This window comes from Megasphaera sp. UPII 135-E (assembly GCF_000221545.1).
GTDB classification, from domain to species: Bacteria; Bacillota; Negativicutes; order Veillonellales; family Megasphaeraceae; genus Megasphaera; species Megasphaera hutchinsoni.
In genome coordinates, this window is sequence record NZ_AFUG01000036.1 from 34913 (window position 1) to 56152 (window position 21240).

The 21240-nt window shown below is 39.3% G+C and carries 16 protein-coding genes; 3 read left to right on the forward strand and 13 right to left on the reverse strand.

The features are described 5' to 3' along the window. Positions 1-3: 3 nt before the first annotated feature. The 11 genes from kdsB to HMPREF1040_RS05685 all read right to left on the reverse strand — a co-directional run bounded on the left by kdsB (position 4) and on the right by HMPREF1040_RS05685 (position 12071). Positions 4-741, reverse strand: coding sequence for a 3-deoxy-manno-octulosonate cytidylyltransferase (gene kdsB, locus HMPREF1040_RS05635; RefSeq protein WP_007392951.1), 738 nt, complete (start codon positions 739-741; stop codon positions 4-6). Between the two features lie 2 nt (positions 742-743). Further along, positions 744-1871, reverse strand: a complete 1128-nt coding sequence (gene lpxK, locus HMPREF1040_RS05640) for a tetraacyldisaccharide 4'-kinase (protein ID WP_007392956.1) — start codon at positions 1869-1871, stop codon at positions 744-746. A 2-nt stretch (positions 1872-1873) separates the two neighbouring features. Next, positions 1874-3166, reverse strand: a complete 1293-nt coding sequence (locus tag HMPREF1040_RS05645; protein WP_007392985.1) for a 3-deoxy-D-manno-octulosonic acid transferase — start codon at positions 3164-3166, stop codon at positions 1874-1876. Further along, entirely contained in the window at positions 3153-4922 is a 1770-nt protein-coding gene (locus tag HMPREF1040_RS05650; RefSeq protein WP_007392948.1) for an ABC transporter ATP-binding protein, read from the reverse strand. Before HMPREF1040_RS05650 ends, HMPREF1040_RS05645 begins: the two co-directional genes overlap by 14 nt. Positions 4923-4927: 5 nt before the next feature. Then, positions 4928-6061 carry a lipid-A-disaccharide synthase gene (gene lpxB / locus HMPREF1040_RS05655; RefSeq protein ID WP_007392976.1) on the reverse strand — a complete coding sequence of 378 codons (1134 nt, stop codon included), beginning with the start codon at positions 6059-6061 and terminating at the stop codon, positions 4928-4930. Between the two features lie 8 nt (positions 6062-6069). Then, positions 6070-6885, reverse strand: coding sequence for an LpxI family protein (locus HMPREF1040_RS05660; RefSeq protein WP_007392983.1), 816 nt, complete (start codon positions 6883-6885; stop codon positions 6070-6072). A gap of 93 nt (positions 6886-6978) precedes the next feature. Beyond that, on the reverse strand, positions 6979-7788 hold the full coding sequence (gene lpxA, locus HMPREF1040_RS05665; protein ID WP_007392967.1) for an acyl-ACP--UDP-N-acetylglucosamine O-acyltransferase: 810 nt from the start codon (positions 7786-7788) through the stop codon (positions 6979-6981). 177 nt (positions 7789-7965) lie between these two features. Next, positions 7966-8409 (reverse strand): 3-hydroxyacyl-ACP dehydratase FabZ, encoded by a 444-nt coding sequence (fabZ, locus tag HMPREF1040_RS05670; protein ID WP_007392943.1) that lies wholly within the window; start codon positions 8407-8409, stop codon positions 7966-7968. A gap of 19 nt (positions 8410-8428) precedes the next feature. Beyond that, a complete protein-coding gene (lpxC, locus tag HMPREF1040_RS05675) occupies positions 8429-9262 on the reverse strand; it encodes a UDP-3-O-acyl-N-acetylglucosamine deacetylase (protein ID WP_007392974.1) in 834 nt (277 codons plus the stop codon). A 127-nt stretch (positions 9263-9389) separates the two neighbouring features. Beyond that, on the reverse strand, positions 9390-10823 hold the full coding sequence (argH, locus tag HMPREF1040_RS05680) for an argininosuccinate lyase (RefSeq protein WP_007392939.1): 1434 nt from the start codon (positions 10821-10823) through the stop codon (positions 9390-9392). A 21-nt stretch (positions 10824-10844) separates the two neighbouring features. Then, on the reverse strand, positions 10845-12071 hold the full coding sequence (locus HMPREF1040_RS05685; RefSeq protein WP_007392932.1) for an argininosuccinate synthase: 1227 nt from the start codon (positions 12069-12071) through the stop codon (positions 10845-10847). 185 nt (positions 12072-12256) lie between these two features. Between HMPREF1040_RS05685 and HMPREF1040_RS05690 the strand changes: the two genes are divergently transcribed. The 3 genes from HMPREF1040_RS05690 to HMPREF1040_RS05700 all read left to right on the forward strand — a co-directional run bounded on the left by HMPREF1040_RS05690 (position 12257) and on the right by HMPREF1040_RS05700 (position 15634). Beyond that, positions 12257-13063: a transglycosylase domain-containing protein gene (locus tag HMPREF1040_RS05690; RefSeq protein ID WP_050791367.1), complete on the forward strand. Its 807-nt coding sequence runs from the start codon at positions 12257-12259 to the stop codon at positions 13061-13063. Continuing rightward, complete coding sequence (locus HMPREF1040_RS05695; protein ID WP_007392952.1) at positions 13060-13701, forward strand: lactate utilization protein; 642 nt, start codon at positions 13060-13062, stop codon at positions 13699-13701. Before HMPREF1040_RS05690 ends, HMPREF1040_RS05695 begins: the two co-directional genes overlap by 4 nt. Before the next feature lie 415 nt (positions 13702-14116). Further along, on the forward strand, positions 14117-15634 hold the full coding sequence (locus HMPREF1040_RS05700) for an L-lactate permease (protein ID WP_007392988.1): 1518 nt from the start codon (positions 14117-14119) through the stop codon (positions 15632-15634). A gap of 162 nt (positions 15635-15796) precedes the next feature. On the opposite strand, the gene nifJ is transcribed toward HMPREF1040_RS05700, so the two are convergent. Both nifJ and HMPREF1040_RS05710 read right to left on the reverse strand, forming a co-directional pair. After that, positions 15797-19330, reverse strand: coding sequence for a pyruvate:ferredoxin (flavodoxin) oxidoreductase (gene nifJ / locus HMPREF1040_RS05705; RefSeq protein WP_007392991.1), 3534 nt, complete (start codon positions 19328-19330; stop codon positions 15797-15799). A 433-nt stretch (positions 19331-19763) separates the two neighbouring features. After that, positions 19764-21152 (reverse strand): sodium:alanine symporter family protein, encoded by a 1389-nt coding sequence (locus tag HMPREF1040_RS05710; RefSeq protein WP_007392934.1) that lies wholly within the window; start codon positions 21150-21152, stop codon positions 19764-19766. Positions 21153-21240 lie beyond the last annotated feature (88 nt).

Genomic DNA, 21240 nt, shown 5'->3' on the forward strand with positions numbered 1-21240 from the left:
TCGTTATTCTCCTTTATGTAAAAAATACGCTTGCACCCGCTGCAAATCCTCAGGTGTATCAACTCCTATGAATTGATGATTAGTTTTAATTACTTTTATGGTATACCCGTTTTCTAAAACACGCAACTGTTCCAATGATTCGGTTTTTTCTGCTGGTGTTTGTGCCATTTGGGCATATTGCAATAAAAAACGATATCGATACGCATATATACCTACATGTTTATAAGGCTGACACTGATTTCCATAGGCTTGTCGCGGATAAGGAATAAGCGACCGAGAAAAATACATCGCTTCATCTCGTTTATTCAGTACCACTTTAACAGCAGATGGATCATCATATTCACTCTCTTGCAAAGGGGTCGCCACTGTTGCCATTTGAATCGTTGGATATTTGTCAAACACCCTGCACAATGAATTAATAATTTCAGGTGCAATCAACGGTTCATCCCCTTGCACATTAACAACAACATCCGCTTCAGGAAAATGCCTAATAGCTTCTGCTAATCTATCTGTTCCTGTCACATGATCTTGACGCGTCATAATCGCCTTACCACCAAAGCGAATAACCGTATCATATACCTGTGGTGTGTCCACCGCCACGGCTACCGTTTGTAACGCAGCCGCTTTCACTACTTGTTCATATACGCGTTGAATCATCGATTTACCCGCAATATCCACTAACGGTTTGCCTGGTAAACGGGTCGATCCATACCGTGCTGGAATAATACAAATACAATTCATAATTATGCTCCTATTTTTTTCCACAAGACACGTTCGGCTTCTTCTCGACCGTGTGTCCATTTCATTTCAATGGATAATACATATAAAGGTATGTCCTTGACTTGTACTGCCTCTATTTTTACAGCATCTTTTTCCGTCGTAATACATACCGCTTGATACTGTTGTGCTAACAGTCGCCATGTTTGATAATCAGCAGCTTCATACCGATGATGATCAGCGTATCGCCGTGTCGAAACCACTTGATAACCTTGTCTTTGAACCGTTTCTTCAAAATCAAGCGGATTCCCCAAGGCTGAAATGGTAATTACCCGCTGCCTTTTTTCCAAAACGCAATTATTTTCTCCCATTCTCTGCACCCATGCAGAAAAAGGAATACAAGCAACCACTTCCGTTACCGCTTCCACAAGCGGAGCCGTCTTATTATATCGTCTAATATACGTTGCGAGTGCTTGTTTTTTGGCTACAGTTAATTTACCTGCTTTCGTGAGAACAATGATATCAGCACGCCTCAATTGTGGTACGGGCTCACGCAAAATACCTCGTGGTAAAACATAGCCATTGCCAAATGGATTGGTGCCATCTAATAATACAATATCAAGATCTCGTACCAATTGCCAATGTTGAAATCCATCATCTAACACAAATACATTCGTATTAAATTTTTCTATTGAATGCAATGCATTTTGATATCGTTTTCTCCCAGCCCACACAGGAATATGCATGAGTAAACGGGCCATCACACATGCTTCATCACCACCTAAGGCAGACGTTGTGACAATTTTTTCACCATCGCTCACTAATACCCCCGTATCTTCTGCTTGACTCCGATATCCCCGCGTCAATACGGCTACATTCTTATGATGATCATAAAGGTATTTCGCTAAAAAACAAGTAAACGGCGTTTTGCCTGTTCCCCCTACCGTGATATTTCCTATACTGATAACTGCAGCTGACACGCGATAAGAACGACGAATTTGCCATATATACAACATTCTCATCAGTGTTACGGCAAATCGATACACGTAAGATAAGCCCTGTAAAAAGAATACCACGCATCGATCCCATAACGATAAAGACGTATTAGTCATAAGTTTATGAAAATATCGACTGATCACATTACGTATCCCCACGATTATAGCTCCTTTCTCATCAAGTCAGCGATAATACGTATCGTTTTTTCCGTAGCCCCTTGATTAGCTTGTACAATCTGTAACCCCGTCTTTCCTATATCCATCGCCACTTGTTTGTGCTTGGCTAAATACATACATGCCGCAGCTAATTCCTTTGCATTGGCTACAGTAATAATAGCATGTTGCTCTTGAAAGCTAGCAAAAACATCAGCAAAATGCTCCATGTGAGGACCTACTATAATAGGCTTACCATGTGATGCCGGTTCTAACACATTATGCCCACCAACAGGCGTTAAACTCCCCCCAACAAAGACGATATCGGCCAAACTATATAGCTGACCTAATTCTCCCATCGTATCTACAATAATAGGGCTATCTGTCACCAAAGGCTTCCCCTCACTACGTTTCACAAAATCAATATGCCAAGTACGACCCATTTCTATGATCTTTTCTACTTCATTAATATATCGTGGTACATAAATAAGTTTCGCCTGAGGAAAAGCATGCCTCACTTGTTGAAAAGCATTACATATATGCTCATGCTCACCTATATGTGTACTCCCCACCACCCATATAGGGTAGTGTTTATCCGTGATACCCAATTGCTGTTGCAACGACTTTTTATAAGTAGGACTAACTTGTCCATATGTTTGATCATATTTCATATTCCCCGTAATATGGATACGTTCTTCATAAGCACCCAGTTGTTTTATATATACGGCCGCATGCTCACTTTGCATCAAAAACAACTGTATCGAAGATAATATATATCGAACGAACGAAGGAAAATGTCGCAAAAAGCCAAACGTCTTCTTACTAATTCGCCCATTTACCATCACCACAGGTATTTGTAAACGAGCCGCTGTCCGCAAAAAATATGGCCATAATTCCGTTTCTACCATAACGATAAGTCGTGGTGATATATGTCGCAACCATGCTTTAGTCACCAACGGTATATCCCAGGGAAAATACACTACCGAAAGATGAGGAAAAAACCGCTGCACCAACGCATATCCAGTCTTTGTCCCCGTTGAAATAACAAGTGCATACTGTGGGTATTTCTCTTCCAATTGATGCAATAAAGGCTCAACAGCCAACACTTCTCCAGCAGAAGCGGCATGCACCAAAAGAATTGGCTTATCTGGTATGGTAGCAAGAAATAATCGGTTCCACCGACTCGAACGACGATGCCATAGACTCGTATATGCTTCATAGAGTAACAAAAAAATGGAAACTATACTCATAAGTAGCATATATATTGCATATCCCAAAAGTCCTTTTTTATTCCCGTTCATCTGTTGCTACTCCTACTTCTCCTTGAAATTGGACCGCATATAACCGAGCATATACCCCCTGTTTAGCTAACAGCGCTTGATGTTTTCCCCATTCAACAATACGTCCCCCTTCAATAACGGCAATATAATCAGCATTACGCACGGTACTCAACCGATGTGCGATCACGACAGCTGTACGATCTTTCATTAACCTGTCCAACGCCGCTTGTACAATCTTTTCACTTTTCGTATCTAAAGCAGATGTAGCTTCATCTAAAATCAAAATACGCGGATTCTTTAAAATAGCACGTGCAATAGAGATCCGTTGACGTTGTCCCCCAGATAAGGAACTTCCCCGATCGCCGACAACCGTATCATATCCCTGCGGTAATTGCATAATAAATTGATGAGCATTCGCGGCTTTCGCTGCTTCAATAATCTCTGTTTCCGTAGCATCTAACCGCCCATATAAGATATTTTCTCGAATCGAAGCATTAAACAACACGGTTTCTTGTGGCACTAGGCCAATTTGATTACGTAACGATGCATAAGTAACATCACGTACATCAATATCATCAATCTTAACACACCCAGCCGTCACATCATAAAATCGAGGCAACAAATTAGCCACCGTAGACTTTCCCGCCCCACTTGGTCCGACCAATGCCACCACTTCACCGGGCTGAATCGTTAAATTAAAATCTTGCAAAGCCATATGTTTCGCGTCATAGGAAAAAAACACATGGGAAAACTCAATTTTCCCTGCAACCAGAGGCAGCGTAATTGCCTGCGGTGACTCATTGACATCTGATTCCGTATCTAACGTATCAAATACGCGATCAGCCGCAGCTAATGAACGTTGGATATCACCATATATTTCACTAATACGACGAACAGGATTAGTCAAATTAATCGCATAAATCAAAAAGGCAATTAATGCACCCGCTGTCATTTCTCCACGAATAACACTGACACCACCATACCAAATAATTCCCGTTACGGCAATAGCTGCTAAAAATTGAATAACGGGCGTAAGCATGGCCATTAACTTTGTTGCTTTCATAAGTGCCTCAAAGTTATTATCATTTTGTTTTAAAAAACGTCTAATTTCAAAATCTTCCCTGTGAAAAGAACGAATAATACGAATCGACGAAATCACTTCTTCCAGCAGCGTTGTAATATCCGCAATTTTTCCCTGTACATCATGCCCTGCCATCCGTAACCGTAAACCAAAAAACCGTATCGTAGCAATAACAAGGGGAACAATCACCAACGTAATCAACGTTAATTTCCAATATAGAACCAGCATGGATACTAAAGAGCCAATTAAAATAACAAATTCTTGTACAAAAGAAACCATACTGTTCGTCATGACATTTTGTAATGTCGTAACATCATTGGTTAAATTGCTCATGATCGTACCCGTTTTACGCCGATCAAAATAAGATAACGATAACCGTTGCAGATGACGATACAAGCGTTCACGAATATCATTAACCATCCGTTGTCCTACATACGTCATAAAATAACGTTGACCAAAATAAAAAAAGCCGCGTAAAGCAAATAAAACCAAAATGGCAAGAGCAATCAAATTAAGCGTATAAATATCTTTATCTGCTAAAACTTTATCAATTACTTCTTTTATTAACCACGGAACAACTATATTACTGGCACCGGACAGGGCCATGCAAATAACGCCAATCAACAATTGAATACGATAAGGACGCAAAAATACTAATAATCTTTTATATCCCTGCCATTCACTATATTGCTTCATTCCTACTATCGCTCCTTAATAAACTTAACAATTTCCATCGCAATCCGATCCACACTTCCTCGAGACCCTAACGCACTGCGAACCATCGCCATCGCACAACGTTGTCTTTCATGTATAATTTCATTCGTCAACAAGGGTTGTAATACCGATACAATCCGTTGAGGCGTTACCTTATCTTGCCACAATTCAGGCATGATACTCCGCCCCATAATAATATTGGGAAGGCCAATATACTTCACATGTACCAACAATTTTGCCATGGTATAGGTAAATCTATTCACTTTATATACCAATACCGTTGGCACTTCCATCAACGCCGTTTCCAATGTAGCCGTACCCGAAGCAACTACTGCGGCCGTACTAATTTGCATCATATCATATACATTCCCTTCGCCAATGCGAACAGGAACTGTTGCCGGATAAACCATCCGTTCCAACAAAGCACGTGAAATAGTAGGTGCCCGTGGAATGATACATTGCACATTACCTATACGCTGTTGCAACTTTTGTACTGCTTGCATCATCACAGGCAACAAACGCTGCACCTCTTGCAACCTACTACCAGGCATACACAACACCGTTTTTTTCTGTGGATTTAAATCAAATGCCGCATAAGCTTTCTCTTTATCCATTGTCGGCTGTACCATATCCAACAAAGGATGTCCTGCATAAATAACATTAGTACCTAATTGTTTATATAACTGTGCTTCAAACGGAAACAAAGAAATCGCTAAATCAGCATAGCGTGCAATAACATTGCCACGACTTTTATTCCAAGCCCAAATTGTAGGCAAAATGTAATATATGACGGGAATGCCCAGGGCTTTAGCCTTTTTCATTAATTGCATATTAAATCCAGGATAATCAATACAGATTAATATATCTGGTTTTTCTCTCCTCATAACGTCCAATAAATAAGTTCGCAGCCGAAAGAAAAAAGGAATCTTCCGTATTACTTCGCCAATCCCCACTACACCTAACTGTTGAATATCGTAGACGAGATGCACTCCGGCAGAAGCCATATGTTTACCGCCCATCCCAATCATTTCCACCTGCGAAACTTGCTTTACCAACGCTTTTGCCAGAGCTGCACCATGTAAATCACCCGAGGCTTCTCCCACAGAAAACATAATCTTCATAGGCCCTCCTACATATCTTCGGTTATAGCACAAATACAAATATGATGTTTCCGTGCCAACATGTTTACTTCTTCCTGTTCTACAAACAGTGTTTTTTCCGCTTCTATTGCCAAAACATTACAGTTACTCTCTATCATAGATAATATCGTATTTTTACCTACCGTAGGCATATCAAACCGCCAATCTTGATTCGGTTTGGCTACTTTTACCACCACGCCCGCTTCCCGGGCTAGTTGTCCGCCGCGACGAATACAAGCATCCGTCCCTTCAATCGCTTCCACCGCCATGACGGCTAACTTCTTGACGACCACAGTTTGCCCAATGTCAAATCCTCCTATGGCCTTTGCCATGCGAAATCCAAACCGCATATCCGCTAGTGCTGCTGCCGTAGGCTGCATTTCACTTAGCACGCCTTCTTTAGGCAACAACGCTTTTAAATACTTCGTTTGATCCACTACCGTTAATCCGTCTTTCGCCAATTCCTCTACTAACGCCAACATAATCGTATCGTCTTTTCGATTGTGTAATGACGCTAATACCTTTAATGTCCTAAAATCGGGTAACACGAGGCCTTTAAATAGCACTTCTTTCGTCACTTTACCAATCATTGTAACATTCGTAACACCCTCTTTTTTCATCGTTTGAATGACTTTATTTAATTTAGCCACAGAAATCTGATAATATACATCAGCTTCTTTTTCTAACTCCGGTGCTACATCGGGAACAACAGCAATAACAACAACAGTGTATCCTGCTTTTTTTGCTGCACGAACAAATTCTACCGGCAATATACCTACACCAGCAAATAAACCAATTTTTTCCATATATCCCTTTTACTCCTTCGTTATTCTATAATTGTACCTATATATACTAAAAAAGGGAGGCGAAAACCTCGCCTGCCCTTCTTGAATGCGAAATCAGTCTTTTGTCCCGCGACAAATCCCCCGTTCCGCATTACGTAAGAACCGTAAAAAATGTTCCACTTCTTCTGAACTATCCAATTCCTGTTCCATAACAGCAATAGCCTGTCCTAAATTTAACCCGGAACGATATAAGAACCTAAACGCCTTTTTCAATTCACGCCGAACAGGTTCCGAAATACCTGCACGCGAAAGCCCCACGCTATTTAATCCAATACAGCGTGCTGGTTGTCCATCTACAATAACAAAGGGCGGTATATCTTGTACTACCTTAGCCAAACCACCGATCATACAATTCCGGCCCACCTTCACAAATTGATGAACGCCGGCCATACCACCAATAACCACTCGATCTTCCACGATAACATGCCCAGCTAACCCTGCACAATTACTCATAATAACAAAATTTCCAACTACACAGTTATGTGCTATATGTGTATTAGCTTGAAATAAGCAATCACTTCCAATACGAGTTTCTTCTTCTTCCCCCGTAGCTCGACTAACGGTAACCGATTCTCTAAATACCGACCGATCTCCTATAATTACATAACTTTTTTCCCCTTGAAATTTTAAATCCTGGGGTTCCGATCCAATCACAGAAAATGGAAAAAATCGACATTCTTCACCAATCGTAGTCCACCCATCAATGACCACATGAGACATAATTTCTGTGCCTGCTCCAATTCGTACATGCGGTCCTATAACTGCATATGGACCCACCTTAACACCTTCACCTAATTCCGCCTGGGGATCTATAATCGCCGTAGGATGAATAATATATTGTCGGTTTTCTTTTTCCTCGGTCATGAAAGTCACTCCTCATTACACTACATTGCCATCAGTGTTTAATTACTTACCTTATACACATATAATCTTTTCAAACCAGCACAAATATACAAGCAAAGAAATTTCAAAATAAGCATATTAAATACAAAATACGTTATTTTACGCGACCATACACATGATTTGTGCTTATTTTCACATCTATTTTATTTTCGGGCGTTCTTGTAGTGCAAATAAATAATCCCCTTCTGCACATAATTGATCTCCAACATGACATTCTGCCCTAACTTTACCCATAGACCGCTTAACTTTAACCACTTCAGCACGCATGATCACTTGATCGCCTGGTCTTACGGGATGCCGAAAACGAACATTATCAATCCCCGTGAAATAAGGAATTAATCCCCGATTTTCTTCAGGATATAATAATGCCACACCACCTACTTGAGCCATTGCTTCAGTCAATAACACACCAGGCATCACCGGATCGCCTGGAAAATGACCTTGAAAAAACGCTTCATTAATCGTTGCATTCTTAATCCCTACAGCATATTTCATCGGTTCAATTTCAATAATCCGATCCACTAATAACATCGGATAACGATGTGGTAAAATTTCCATTATATCTGTAACTGTCAACACCATTTTATGTTCCTCCCGATAGTTAAACAAATTCTTTGATAATATCATGCGTTAATAAATTATTTAATTTGTGACTCGATTTAACAGCAATAACATGCCCTCGAATAGACTTTCCTAACAACGCCAAATCGCCAATCATATCCAGCACTTTATGTCGTACCAGTTCATCGGCAGAGCGCAACGTAGATAAACACGAAGTTTCATCATAAACTACGGCATTTTCTAATGTGCCACCTTTTCCTAACCCTAATTGACGTAACATTTCCAATTCTTTCGTAAAAGCCACCGTTCGTGCAAATGCAACTTCTTTCACATAACTTTCTTCTGTAATTTCAAAATCAAAAAACTGTACCCCTAATAAAGGATGAGGATTAATAGAAATAAACGTAATTCTATAGCCATTATACGGAATAATCGCTGCAAATTTATCCTCTTCTTCTATACGATGTTGTTGTTGAATAATCAGTTCTTTTTTATTTGCTTCTTGAATCTGCACACCCGCTTCTCGCAATAACTGAACAAAGACTAAACTACTACCATCTCCAACTGGAGGTTCTGGTGAATCCATTTCAATAATACAATTATCAATTTGCAAGCCATATAATGCAGACAAAAGATGCTCTACCGTAAACACTTTCGCTTCTCCATCTTCTAAGGTAGTCGCTCTCATCGTATTCGTCACATATGATAAATTGGCCTTTACGGATGGGTGCGTTTCCATATCCGTCCGTACAAAAACAATCCCCGTATCAACGGGTGCTGGATGTAATACCATATGTACTTCTAATGCAGCGTGTAATCCAATCCCTTGATATGAAATCGATCGTGCCAACGTCCTTTGTTTTGCTAAAGACATAGACATGTCCTTCCTTCCTAAAACACTTTCTATATTTGTTAGTTGCTTTATTATACCTTATTTTTCTGTATTTTTCTAGTATACAAAAATAAGTTCAATCTAAAAAAAAATAGATTGAACTTATTCGTTATTCTACTATCGCATCCACTACACGATTAATCGCTTCCCATTGCTGTAAACACTGTTTTTCTGTTGCTAGCACTGCCTTTCCTCGTGCACATTGTGCTTGTACACTATTTAACGATGTACCATTATATGTTTGACGCATAGCAATACAGGTTTCTATTTGCAACGCCTTCATAATATCTTCTGAAAAAGAAGTGCTAAAAGATGTTAACTCATCTAAGGATAATTCATTCAAGACCTTATGATGTTGTAAACAATACTGCACGGCTTGTCCAACAATCGCATGGGCCTGCCGAAAGGGAATTCCCTTTTTCACCAAATAATCTGCCATGTCTGTCGCATTTGAAAAATCATGTGCAAGTGCATTCCGCATATTATCTTTACATACCTTCATACGGCGAATCATATCAGCATAAATCGAAAGAGAAAAGACAAGGTTATCTACTGCATCAAATACCCCTTCCTTATCTTCTTGCATATCTTTATCATACGCTAACGGTAACCCTTTCATCATTGTCAAGGTCCCCATAACATGCCCATAAAAACGTCCTGTTTTGCCTCTTACTAATTCACAAATATCTGGATTTTTCTTTTGTGGCATAATAGACGACCCCGTACAATGTGCATCATCTAATTCAATAAAATGAAATTCGGCTGAAGACCATAAAATAAATTCTTCCGACAATCTACTAAGGTGCATCATCACCATCGCCGCAAATTCCAAAAATAAGACAACATAATCGCGATCACTCACAGCATCCATACTATTATCATATATAGCCGCAAATTGTAATCGCTTCGCCACCCATTCTGAATCTAACGGATACGTTGTACCCGCCAAAGCACCTGCCCCTAAAGGCATTCGATCAGCTTGTTTTCTCACATATTCCAAAAATTGAAAATCGCGTGCAAACATTGAAAAATAGGCCAGCATGTGATGACTAAATAAAATCGGTTGTGCCCGCTGCAAATGCGTATATCCTGGCATGATAACATCCTCATAGCGTTGTGCCGCTTCTACAATGCTTGCCTGTAAAGACAACAGTAAATTCCCTACTTCTGCCACAACACGCCGTACATACAAATGAGTATCTAAGGCCACTTGATCATTCCGACTACGCCCCGTATGTAACCGCTTTCCCGCTTCACCAATAGCTTCTGTTAAACGTTGCTCAATATTCATATGAATATCTTCTAAGGCAACCGAAAATTCAAAATCCTGTTGTTGTATTTGCCGATAAATAGTTTTTAAGCCTTGAATAATCGCTTCTCCATCTTCGGCCGATATAATTTGTTGCCGCACTAACATTTCTGCATGTACAATACTACCGCAAATATCTTCTTTATATAACCGATAATCAAAACCAATCGAAGCATTAAAATCTTCTACTTTCTTATCCGTATCTTTTGTAAATCTGCCACCCCATAATTTCATAATACGACTCCTTGTCTTTCCTTATTTCTTATCTTTTGCCTGTAATGCTAACGCCCTCATTTTTAAGGGTAAGCCAAACAAGTTGATAAAGCCTTCTGCATCGGTTTGATCATAAACCGCATCTTCGCCAAATGTAACATACTCTTCACTATATAACGAATAAGGAGAAGTCGAACCTGCACTAATAATGTTGCCCTTATATAACTTCAATTTCACTTGCCCCGTAACCGTTTCTTGTGTCTTCTGAACAAATGCGCTCAAGGCTTCTCTTAATGGCGAAAACCACTTACCATCATATACTAAATCAGCAAAGGTATGTGCCATATTTTCTTTATAATGATACATATCCCGATCTAAACAAAGATATTCTAATTCTCGATGTGCATACATAATGATCGCACCACCAGGATTTTCATAAATACCTCTACTCTTCATACCAACAAGTCTATTTTCTACAATATCAACAATACCAATCCCGTGTTTTGCCCCGATTTTATTTAATTGCGTAAGTAATGATACCGCATCTAATGCCTCGCCATTAACAGCTATGGGAATCCCCTGTTTAAAATCAATGGTAATATATTCCGCTTCATCCGGTGCCTGTTCAGGCGTATTAGAAACCATATAAACCATATCTTTCGGTGCGTTTGCCGGATTTTCTAAATCGTCTCCTTCATGACTCAAATGCCAAATATTCCAATCCATGCTATACGGATAAGGATTTTCTTCTGACGTATAGTCGATGGGAACACCATGTGCTTCTGCGTATTTTAATTCATCTTCTCTCGATTTTAAATTCCACATCCGCCAAGGTGCAATCAAAGTAATTTGTGGTGCTAACGCCTTTACAGTCAATTCAAACCGGACTTGGTCATTTCCTTTTCCTGTCGCTCCATGAGCAATGGCATCTGCCTTTTCTTGTAAAGCAATATCTACTAATTTTTTAGAAATAAGCGGGCGAGCAAAAGAGGTTCCTAATAAATATTTACCTTCATATACCGCACCAGCTTGTACCGTAGGCCATACATAGTCTTCTAAAAATTCTTTCTTTATATCCAGAACATATACTTTAGCCGCACCAGAGGCATATGCTTTCTTCTCTACGGCTTGAAAATCTTCAGGTTGTCCTACATCAGCACATACGGCAATAACTTCTGCTCCTTTATAGTTTTCTTTTAACCAAGGAATAATCACGGATGTATCTAATCCACCTGAATAAGCTAATACAATCTTTTGAATCTGTTTCATACTAATCCCCTCCATGCAGTGTGCGAATATTATTTCATTAACTTCGTATATTATAGCTCTCTTTGTAGTATTATGCAAGTATTTTGTATTATTATTTTTACGTGGTAACTTTCCCACTTAACTCGCACTATATCTATATTATTCTCTACAAACTATGCTACAATAGATAATAATTAGGAGGTCCTATGAAAAAAAAATTACTACTCGCTTTTTTTCTCGCCTTTTGCTTATGTACAATATATACATCTTTTTCAACGCTACCGGCGACACCTACAACTTTCCCTACCACCAATCCCCCCACGCATTCGATTTCTTTCCTCAATATATTCTGCCCTAATAGTTTATATCCATATCTTCAATTTCCAAAAGCCGTAGAGGAAAAAAAGAAAATGCAACCAACCTATGTTTCTTTTGCCATATTGCCCCTCGATTTAAAACATGCCATCATTGCTACGGAAGATAAACGATTTTATGAACATGGAGCGTTTGATCCTATGGGAATATCCCGGGCAATAATCGTAAATATCTTATCCTCTGCAAAAAAAGAAGGCGGCAGTACGATTAGCCAACAAGTGGTAAAAAATCTTTTCTTAACACAAGATAAAACCTTTACGCGCAAAGGGAAAGAGCTAGTATTAGCTATATTACTAGAGCATTATTATACAAAAGATGAAATTTTAGAATTATACGTAAATTCCATTTATTTTGGCCCTCATGCCGTGGGCATTCAAGCGGCTTGCCATATCTTTTTTAATACTACCCCTGATAAACTGACCTTATCTCAAGCCAGTCTATTAGCCGGCTTGATTCAAGCCCCTAATCGCTATAATCCCTATACGCACTATGAGGAAGCAAAAAAAAGACAACAAGTCGTATTATCCTTTATGACCAAGCAAGGATATATCACTTCTCAAGACGCGGTACAAGCATATCGCCACCCGCTACATTTATCCCCTACTAAAGACCATATTTCAAGGAGGCCTTCTTTATGAATACACCCAATGTAAAACAAGTATTATATCTAAAACAAGCATCTACCCTCATAAAAAATTTTCAAAAGAATGGATTTGATGCCTATTTTTGCCAAACCTCGCACGAAGCAAGAGAAAAAGCACTATCCCTTATTCCTCTCGACCACATCGTATCTTGGGGGGGCTCCATCACCTTACAAGAAATCGGCTTATTAGATGCGATTCGCCAACGCTATCCCGTCCTTGATCGCGATCAAGCAACTACCAAAGAACAACGAAATGACATCATGCGGCAAGCCCTCCTTTGTGACACCTTTCTCATGAGTGCTAATGCCATTTCATTAGATGGAACACTCTATAATATTGACGGTAACGGCAACCGTCTAGCCGCCTTATTATACGGGCCACGTCAAGTCATTGTCGTAGCAGGTATGAATAAAGTCGTTGCTACCATCGCCGATGCCAAACAACGAGCTAGAACGATTGCAGCACCACTAAACATGCAGCGCTTTGCTACGCAAACCCCCTGTCAACATACCGGCGTTTGTCATGATTGTCTAACGGAAGATTCCATTTGCAATCAATTTGTCTTGACTCGTCGTTCTACCCCATCAGGACGAATAAAAATCATCTTAGTTGGAACCACCCTCGGCTTTTAACAACGATCCTACATATCTATATTTACGCGTATCATGACCATAGTGGATTCATCCCTTATGGTCATTTTTTTATCATTTCTTTGTAGTTAACTCTCTTTTAAATATAAAAGTCAATATTAAAATAATTTTATTTTCTTCTTTGAAAAAGATTTTTTCTTGTTATATATAAGAAAAATAAATAAGTTAATAACAGTTTTTTTTATATATATTTTTTTGATTCACTTTACTATTCTTTTTTAGAATTGATTTTTTGATTGAATTATTCTTTTTGTTTATATATAATATGTGTGTTGTGTTTTGTTATTTTTTTCACATTTTTTTATATTGTGACACAAATACCACTACCTAACAGGCCTAACATGACGTTGTCGTGTTATATCAAAACAGCTAACGACCATAGAAAGGAAGATGTACAATGAACTTTATATTAGCTTTATCGCCAATTTTATGGCTCATTATTTCATTAGGCTTCTTAAAAATGCAAAGTTATAAAGCTTGCCCGATTGCCTTATTAATCGCCTTTGCTGTGGCCTTAGGGATTCATTCAATGAACACCTTAGATGCCGTTACAGCCGCACTTGAAGGCGTTGCTTTAGCATGCTGGCCTATTTTATTAGTCATTATCGCTGCTATTTTTACCTATAATTTAACGACCTATAATAAAAGCATGGATATTATCAAACATATGTTAACTGCCGTAAGTAAAGATCGCCGTGTGCTCCTCTTGCTCATCGGTTGGGGATTCGGTGCCTTTATGGAAGGGATGGCTGGCTTTGGAACAGCAATTGCTATTCCAGCCAGTATGTTAGTCGCTTTAGGCTTTAATCCCGTAAAAGCAATTTTAGCTTGCTTAATTGCTAATTCTGTCCCAACTACGTTTGGTTCCATCGGTATTCCTGCTAGTACGCTAGCAAATATTACAGGGCTTGATCCTGTCCAATTAGCAACTTATATTAGTTTTCAATTATTACCGTTAAACATTATTTGCCCCTTACTCATGGTGGTTGTTTCAGAAGGATCATTTAAAGCACTAAAAGGTGTTTTCTTATTATCCGTTTTTTCCGGCATCGCGTTAGCATTGCCCGAATTAATTGTTTCCGCCTTTGCTGGTCCTGAATTATCTGCTATGGGGGCCTCCGTAATTATTATGGCCGTCATTATTATTTATTCTAAAGTACGTCCACCGCAAGATAAAACCTATATTATGGATATAGAACCAGCCCATGTGCCATTAAAAGGTGGATTAATTGCATGCTTACCCTTTATTTTAATTTTTGTATTTTTATTATTTACATCAAAACTCGTACCATTTATCAATGGTCCATTAAATGTATTCCGTACATCCGTACAAATTTATACTGGTACGGGTGGTACACCTTATACCTTCGTATGGATTGCCACTCCAGGCGTTCTCATTCTCTTAGCCGCTATTATCAGTGGTAAAATTCAAGCATCTGGCTACAAAGAAATGGCCACCGTATTTAAAAATACAGTTATCGGTCTACGCAATACGATTATTACCATTATCGCCGTAATCGCTACGGCCAAAGTCATGGGATATAGCGGTATGACCTCAGAAATCGCAGCCACTGCCGTATCTACAACTGGTTCGTTCTATCCCTTTATTGCACCTTTAATCGGCTCTGTCGGTACCTTTATCACTGGTTCCGGTACGTCTAGTAACGTCCTTTTTGGTAATTTACAAACAGATGCAGCCGTTGCGATTGGTGCCAGTAAATCCTGGCTTGCTGCTGCCAATTCAGCCGGGACATGTGCAGGCAAAATGATTTCTCCTCAAAGCATCGCCATTGCCGTAGGGGCAATTTCCTTAAAAGGAAAAGATAGTGAAATATTAAAAGCTATCGTAAAAGTATATATTCCTTTTATTATCATATTAGGTGCCATCGTCTATTTTGGTCAAATATTACTTTAGCATATAACATAAACAACGCTTATCCAAGAAGAGACACTAGAAAAAAACACTAGGGTCTCTTCTTTTTTATGCCTACGGATATACCTAAAAAACTATTTCTGCATATACTCAAAAAAGTTCCCCTCAGTTATCTGCCAAAGGGAACTTTTTATCATTACTATTTTATTTTCCTGCTAACGTACGATAAATTTCATATTTTTCTTTCGCATATTCCTCTGCTTTTACGAACAGCTCTTCCGCTAGTTCCGGGAATGTTCTCGTCAACGCAGCATACCGCGTTTCACCCATTAAGTACTCGCGGAAGGAGGCCTTTGGTTCTTTCGAATCAAGAATGAACGGATTTTTACCTTCTTTGCGTAACAATGGATTATACCGATATAAGTGCCAATAACCACAATCAACCGCTCGTTTCATTTCGTCTTGTGCATGTCCCATACCACAACTCAAGCCATGATTAATACAAGGTGCATAAGCGATAATAACAGATGGTCCATTATATGCTTCCGCTTCCTTAATCGCTTTAATCATTTGATTAGGATCAGCACCTAAGGCAATTTGAGCGATATACACATGCCCATATGTCATCAATAAGCGACCTAAATCTTTTTTATTAAATTTTCGCCCAGATGAAGCAAATTGTGCTACGGCACCAACTGGCGTAGCCTTCGATGATTGACCGCCTGTATTAGAATATACTTCTGTATCAACAATCATGATATTCAAATTAACATCCATCGCCATAACGTGATCTAAGCCACCATACCCGATATCATACGCCCAGCCGTCACCACCATACATCCAAATCGTCTTTTTAATAATATGTTCCTTATGTGTGCATAAATATTGTCGTAATGTTTCTGCTTCGCCTTCAAGCTCAGCTCCTTGCAAAGCCCGCACATACGCACGACTTACGGGTTCTGTAATTTCCCCTTCATTTTCAACTCCTAACGAAGCTAACCAAGCAACGGCTGCATCATGAAGCTCGCCCGTAGTTAATTCGACCAATCGTTCCGTCTTTAAACGCAAATCATCTCGCTGTTGATCCATAGATAAGGCCATGCCCAACGCAAATTCCGCATTATCTTCAAATACTGAATTAGACCAAGCCGGACCGCACCCTTCATGATTTGTCGTATAAGGAATACTTGGCATAGCCGATCCCCAAGCTTGTGTACATCCAGTTGCATTCGCCACTAACATACGATGACCAAATAACTGCGTCAAAATTTTCATATACGCCGTTTCAGTACAACCAGCACAAGCGCCCGAGAATTCTAAGAGAGGTTTATTAAACTGACTTCCCTTAATGGAGAATTTATCCAACCCTGTATTTTTCGGAGCTAATGTTTGAGCAAATTGCCAATTTTCATCTTCGTGACGTTGTGTTTCCAACGGACGCATCACTAACGCTTTTTCTTTAGCAGGGCATACGTTTGCACACGTATCACAACTATAACAATCTAACGGCGATACTTGTATACGAAATTCATAAAGACCCATATCTTTACCAGTTGCTTTTTTGGTAACAAACGCTTCTGGTGCGGCCGCCTTTTCTTCAGCATCTACTAAATACGGTCTAATGCAAGCATGCGGGCATACTAATGCACAACGATTACATTGAATACAATTTTCTGGAATCCATTCTGGTACCGTTGATGCAATACCACGTTTTTCATATTGAGTCGTCCCCAACGGATACGATCCATCTACATACGGTACAAATTCACTAACAGGAATGGAATCCCCTTTTTGTGCATTAGCCGGATCAACAATCTTTTTAATAAAATCCGGTACATTTCGTTCTACTACCGGTGCTGAATCTGTTGCTGTTGCCCATGATTCAGGAATTTCTACTTTTACTAATCCCGTAATGCCACGATCTACAGCTGCCTGATTCATCTCAATAACCTTTTCGCCTTTTAGTAAATAGGTTTTAGCAATCGCCTCTTTCATATACTGTACCGCATCTTCAATAGGTAAGATTCGAGAAAGTGCAAAGAATGCCGATTGAAGCACCATATTGAATCGATTACTACCTAAGCCAATCTCTTTAGCAATAGCGGAAGCATCAATAATATAAAAATTCAATTTTTTCTTCGCCATTTCCCGCTTTACCGCTGCAGGAATATGCGTTTCCAGTTCTTCTTTGCTCCAACGGCAATTTAATAAAAATGTGCCTCCATCCCGAATTTCTCCTACGATATCATACGTTTGCATATAGGCTTCTTTATGACATGCCAAGAAATCTGCTTGTTTGATATAATACGTAGCTCGAATTGGTTTTTGGCCAAAACGTAAATGCGATTTCGTAACTCCACCAGATTTTTTCGTATCATATTCAAAATACGCCTGTACAAACATATCCGTATGATCACCAATGATCTTAATTGAGTTTTTATTAGCCCCTACGGTTCCGTCCGAGCCAAAACCCCAGAATTTACAATTTACCGTACCTTGTGTATCCACTGCTAATGGTAAATCTTGTATAGATAAATGAGTAACATCATCTAAAATGCCAACGGTGAAATGTTTTTTCGGTTCTTTTTCCCACATATTATTAAATACAGCATGAATAGATGCAGGAGGTACATCTTTAGAAGATAATCCATAACGGCATGCATATACAGGAATACGTTTACCCGTATGTTCAATTGCTGCACAAATATCGCAATATAAGGGTTCACCTAAAGAACCCGGTTCTTTCGTGCGATCCATAACGGTAATTGCTTTTACCGTATCAGGCAATGCAGTTAAGAAATGTTCCAACGAGAAAGGTCGGAATAAACGAACTTGGACAAAGCCCGTTTTATGCCCTTGTGCATTTAACGCATCAATCGTTTCTTGAATAGCACCTGAGGCTGACCCCATCGCTACAACCACGTGTTCCGCATCAGGTGCACCATAGTAATCAAATAATTTATACGTTCTCCCTGTCAATAGCCCAATCTTATCCATGTATTCTTGTACTATTGCCGGTAATCTATCATACCATAAGTTATTTGCTTCCCGTGCTTGGAAAAACATGTCTGGATTAGTAACAGTACTACGCATAACTGGATGTTCTGGATTTAAGCCTTGATGCTTAAATGCATATAATGCTTCTTGATCTACTAAATTCAATAATTCCGTATCTTCTAATAATTGAATTTTTTGAATTTCATGAGATGTTCTGAATCCATCAAAAAAGTGCATAAATGGTACATGCCCTTTAATCGCCGCTAAATGAGTAACCGCAGCTAAATCGGCACATTCTTGCACACTGGAACTACAGACCATAGCAAAGCCCGTATTACGACAGCCCATAACGTCAGAATGATCGCCAAAAATCGACATCGTATGAGAGCCAACCGTACGTGCTGCAACATGCATAACAACTGGTTTCAACTGACCCGAAAGACGATGCATAACAGGAATCATCAACATCAACCCTTGCGATGCCGTAAAAGTAGAACATAAGCTCCCCGTTTCTGCTGCACCATGTACCGCACCAATTGCACCTGCTTCAGATTGCATTTCAACTAATTTTACGGTTTGCCCAAAAATATTTTTTCTTCCCTTGGCTGACCAAACATCTACATGTTCTGCCATCGGCGATGAAGGTGTAATAGGATAAATCGTCGCCACTTCCGTAAACGCATACGCTACATGAGCCGCTGCTTCATTCCCATCCATCGTTTTCATAATTTGCTTAGCCATAAAAAACTCCTTTCGTACAAATATACCAAAATAACAAAGTTATACGTTTAACTTAAGTATAAAGTTACGATAGATAAAAGTAAAGCATATATATTATGCTTTTTAGGAATTTGTCTTCTCATTATATCCATACAATGCAATTCCAAAAAAAGGTCATGGCGAAAGGAATAAAAGCATAATATACAGCTGCTTTTCTCATCTTAAACAGAAGATATTTATCCTTATCGTCTTCCTGATATTAAACAAAAAAAAACACGGTATCTCAAATGAGTGTACCGTTCAATAGAAAATCAATAAGTCCCATTCACTATACCGTGTTTTTTATTTTTTTATTAAGGTAATGCTATTTCGCCATATAACTACATTACCCTTTTTATCCCAACAAGCCATGCCTTTTCATGTTACTGTTGTACTTGGTATCATCTGTATTTTCTTACTCTTCTTGTTGCAGCGTTGTACCCGAATGAACGGAATGAAGACGCGTTTCTCTCTTTTTAATAAATGAAAAATAAGCTTTTGTTTCCAAAACAACAACACTACTTAACCCCAATAAGGCAATCAAGTTTGGAATAGCCATAAGTCCATTGACAATATCGGCTAATATCCAAATAACATCCAATTTTAAAAATGTTCCACATGCAACGAGGATAATAAAGATAATACGGTAAGGTAAAATGCCTTTAATCCCTACGAGATATTCAATGCACCGTTCACCATAATAATTCCATCCTAAAATAGTAGTAAAGGCAAATAGCACTAATCCCACACAAAGGATTAAGCTCCCCCACATCGGATAGGCCATTTCAAAAACAGCATTCGTCATCGCCGCACCATTCAAATCGCCTGCCCAAGCACCACTAACTACCAACACTAATCCCGTCAACGTACAAATAATAATCGTATCAATGAATGTTCCCGTCATCGAAATCAATCCTTGTTCAGCTGGCCATTTTGTCTTAGCTGCAGCTGCTACAATAGGTGCACTCCCTAACCCTGATTCATTAGAGAAAACACCACGAGCAACCCCATTTTGCATAGCTACCAATACACTGGCACCTAAAAATCCGCCCATAGCTGCTGTCGGATGAAAAGCGGAGTAAATAATTTCCAAACACGCCGCAGGGATGCGATCATACGACATAATCAAAAATCCTACTGTAGCCAGCACATATATAATAGCCATAGCCGGTACAATTTTAGATGCGGTCCTTGCAATCGATTGTAATCCACCAATCGTAACAATAGCAACAATAGCCGTCAAAACAACACCCGTATATAAAACGGGAATATTCGCACTCAAACGCGTTATTTCTACGATAGAATTTACTTGTGCAAACGTACCAATACCAAAGAATGCTACCAATACACCACAAAATGCAAATATATTGGCTAATGGTTTATATTTTTTTCCCAATCCCATTTCAATATAATGCATTGGACCTCCTGCAATATCGCCATTTTTATCAACGCGGCGATACTTTACAGCTAAACATCCTTCCGCATATTTCGTAGCCATCCCCACAAACGCAGCAATCCACATCCAAAAAATAGCTCCCGGTCCACCTGCATGCACTGCCGTCGCTACCCCAACAATATTTCCCGTTCCTACCGTAGCAGCCAAGGCTGTACACAAGGCTTTAAAACTATCAATATCTCCTCTACCTTTATTTTTTGCAAGAAAAATTAAAGACAACGCACGTGGCAAATGAATAATCTGTAACAATTTCAATCGAATAGTAAGCAATACCCCCGTCCCAATCAACAGCACTAACAATGGTGGTCCCCAAATAAAACTATCCAATCCCTTCAACACGTCTACCATATAGCATGACTCCCTTACATATAAAATAAAAAAATCTATCATCAGCATAGCTCTGAAGATAGATCAAAAAACAACATACCAATATAAA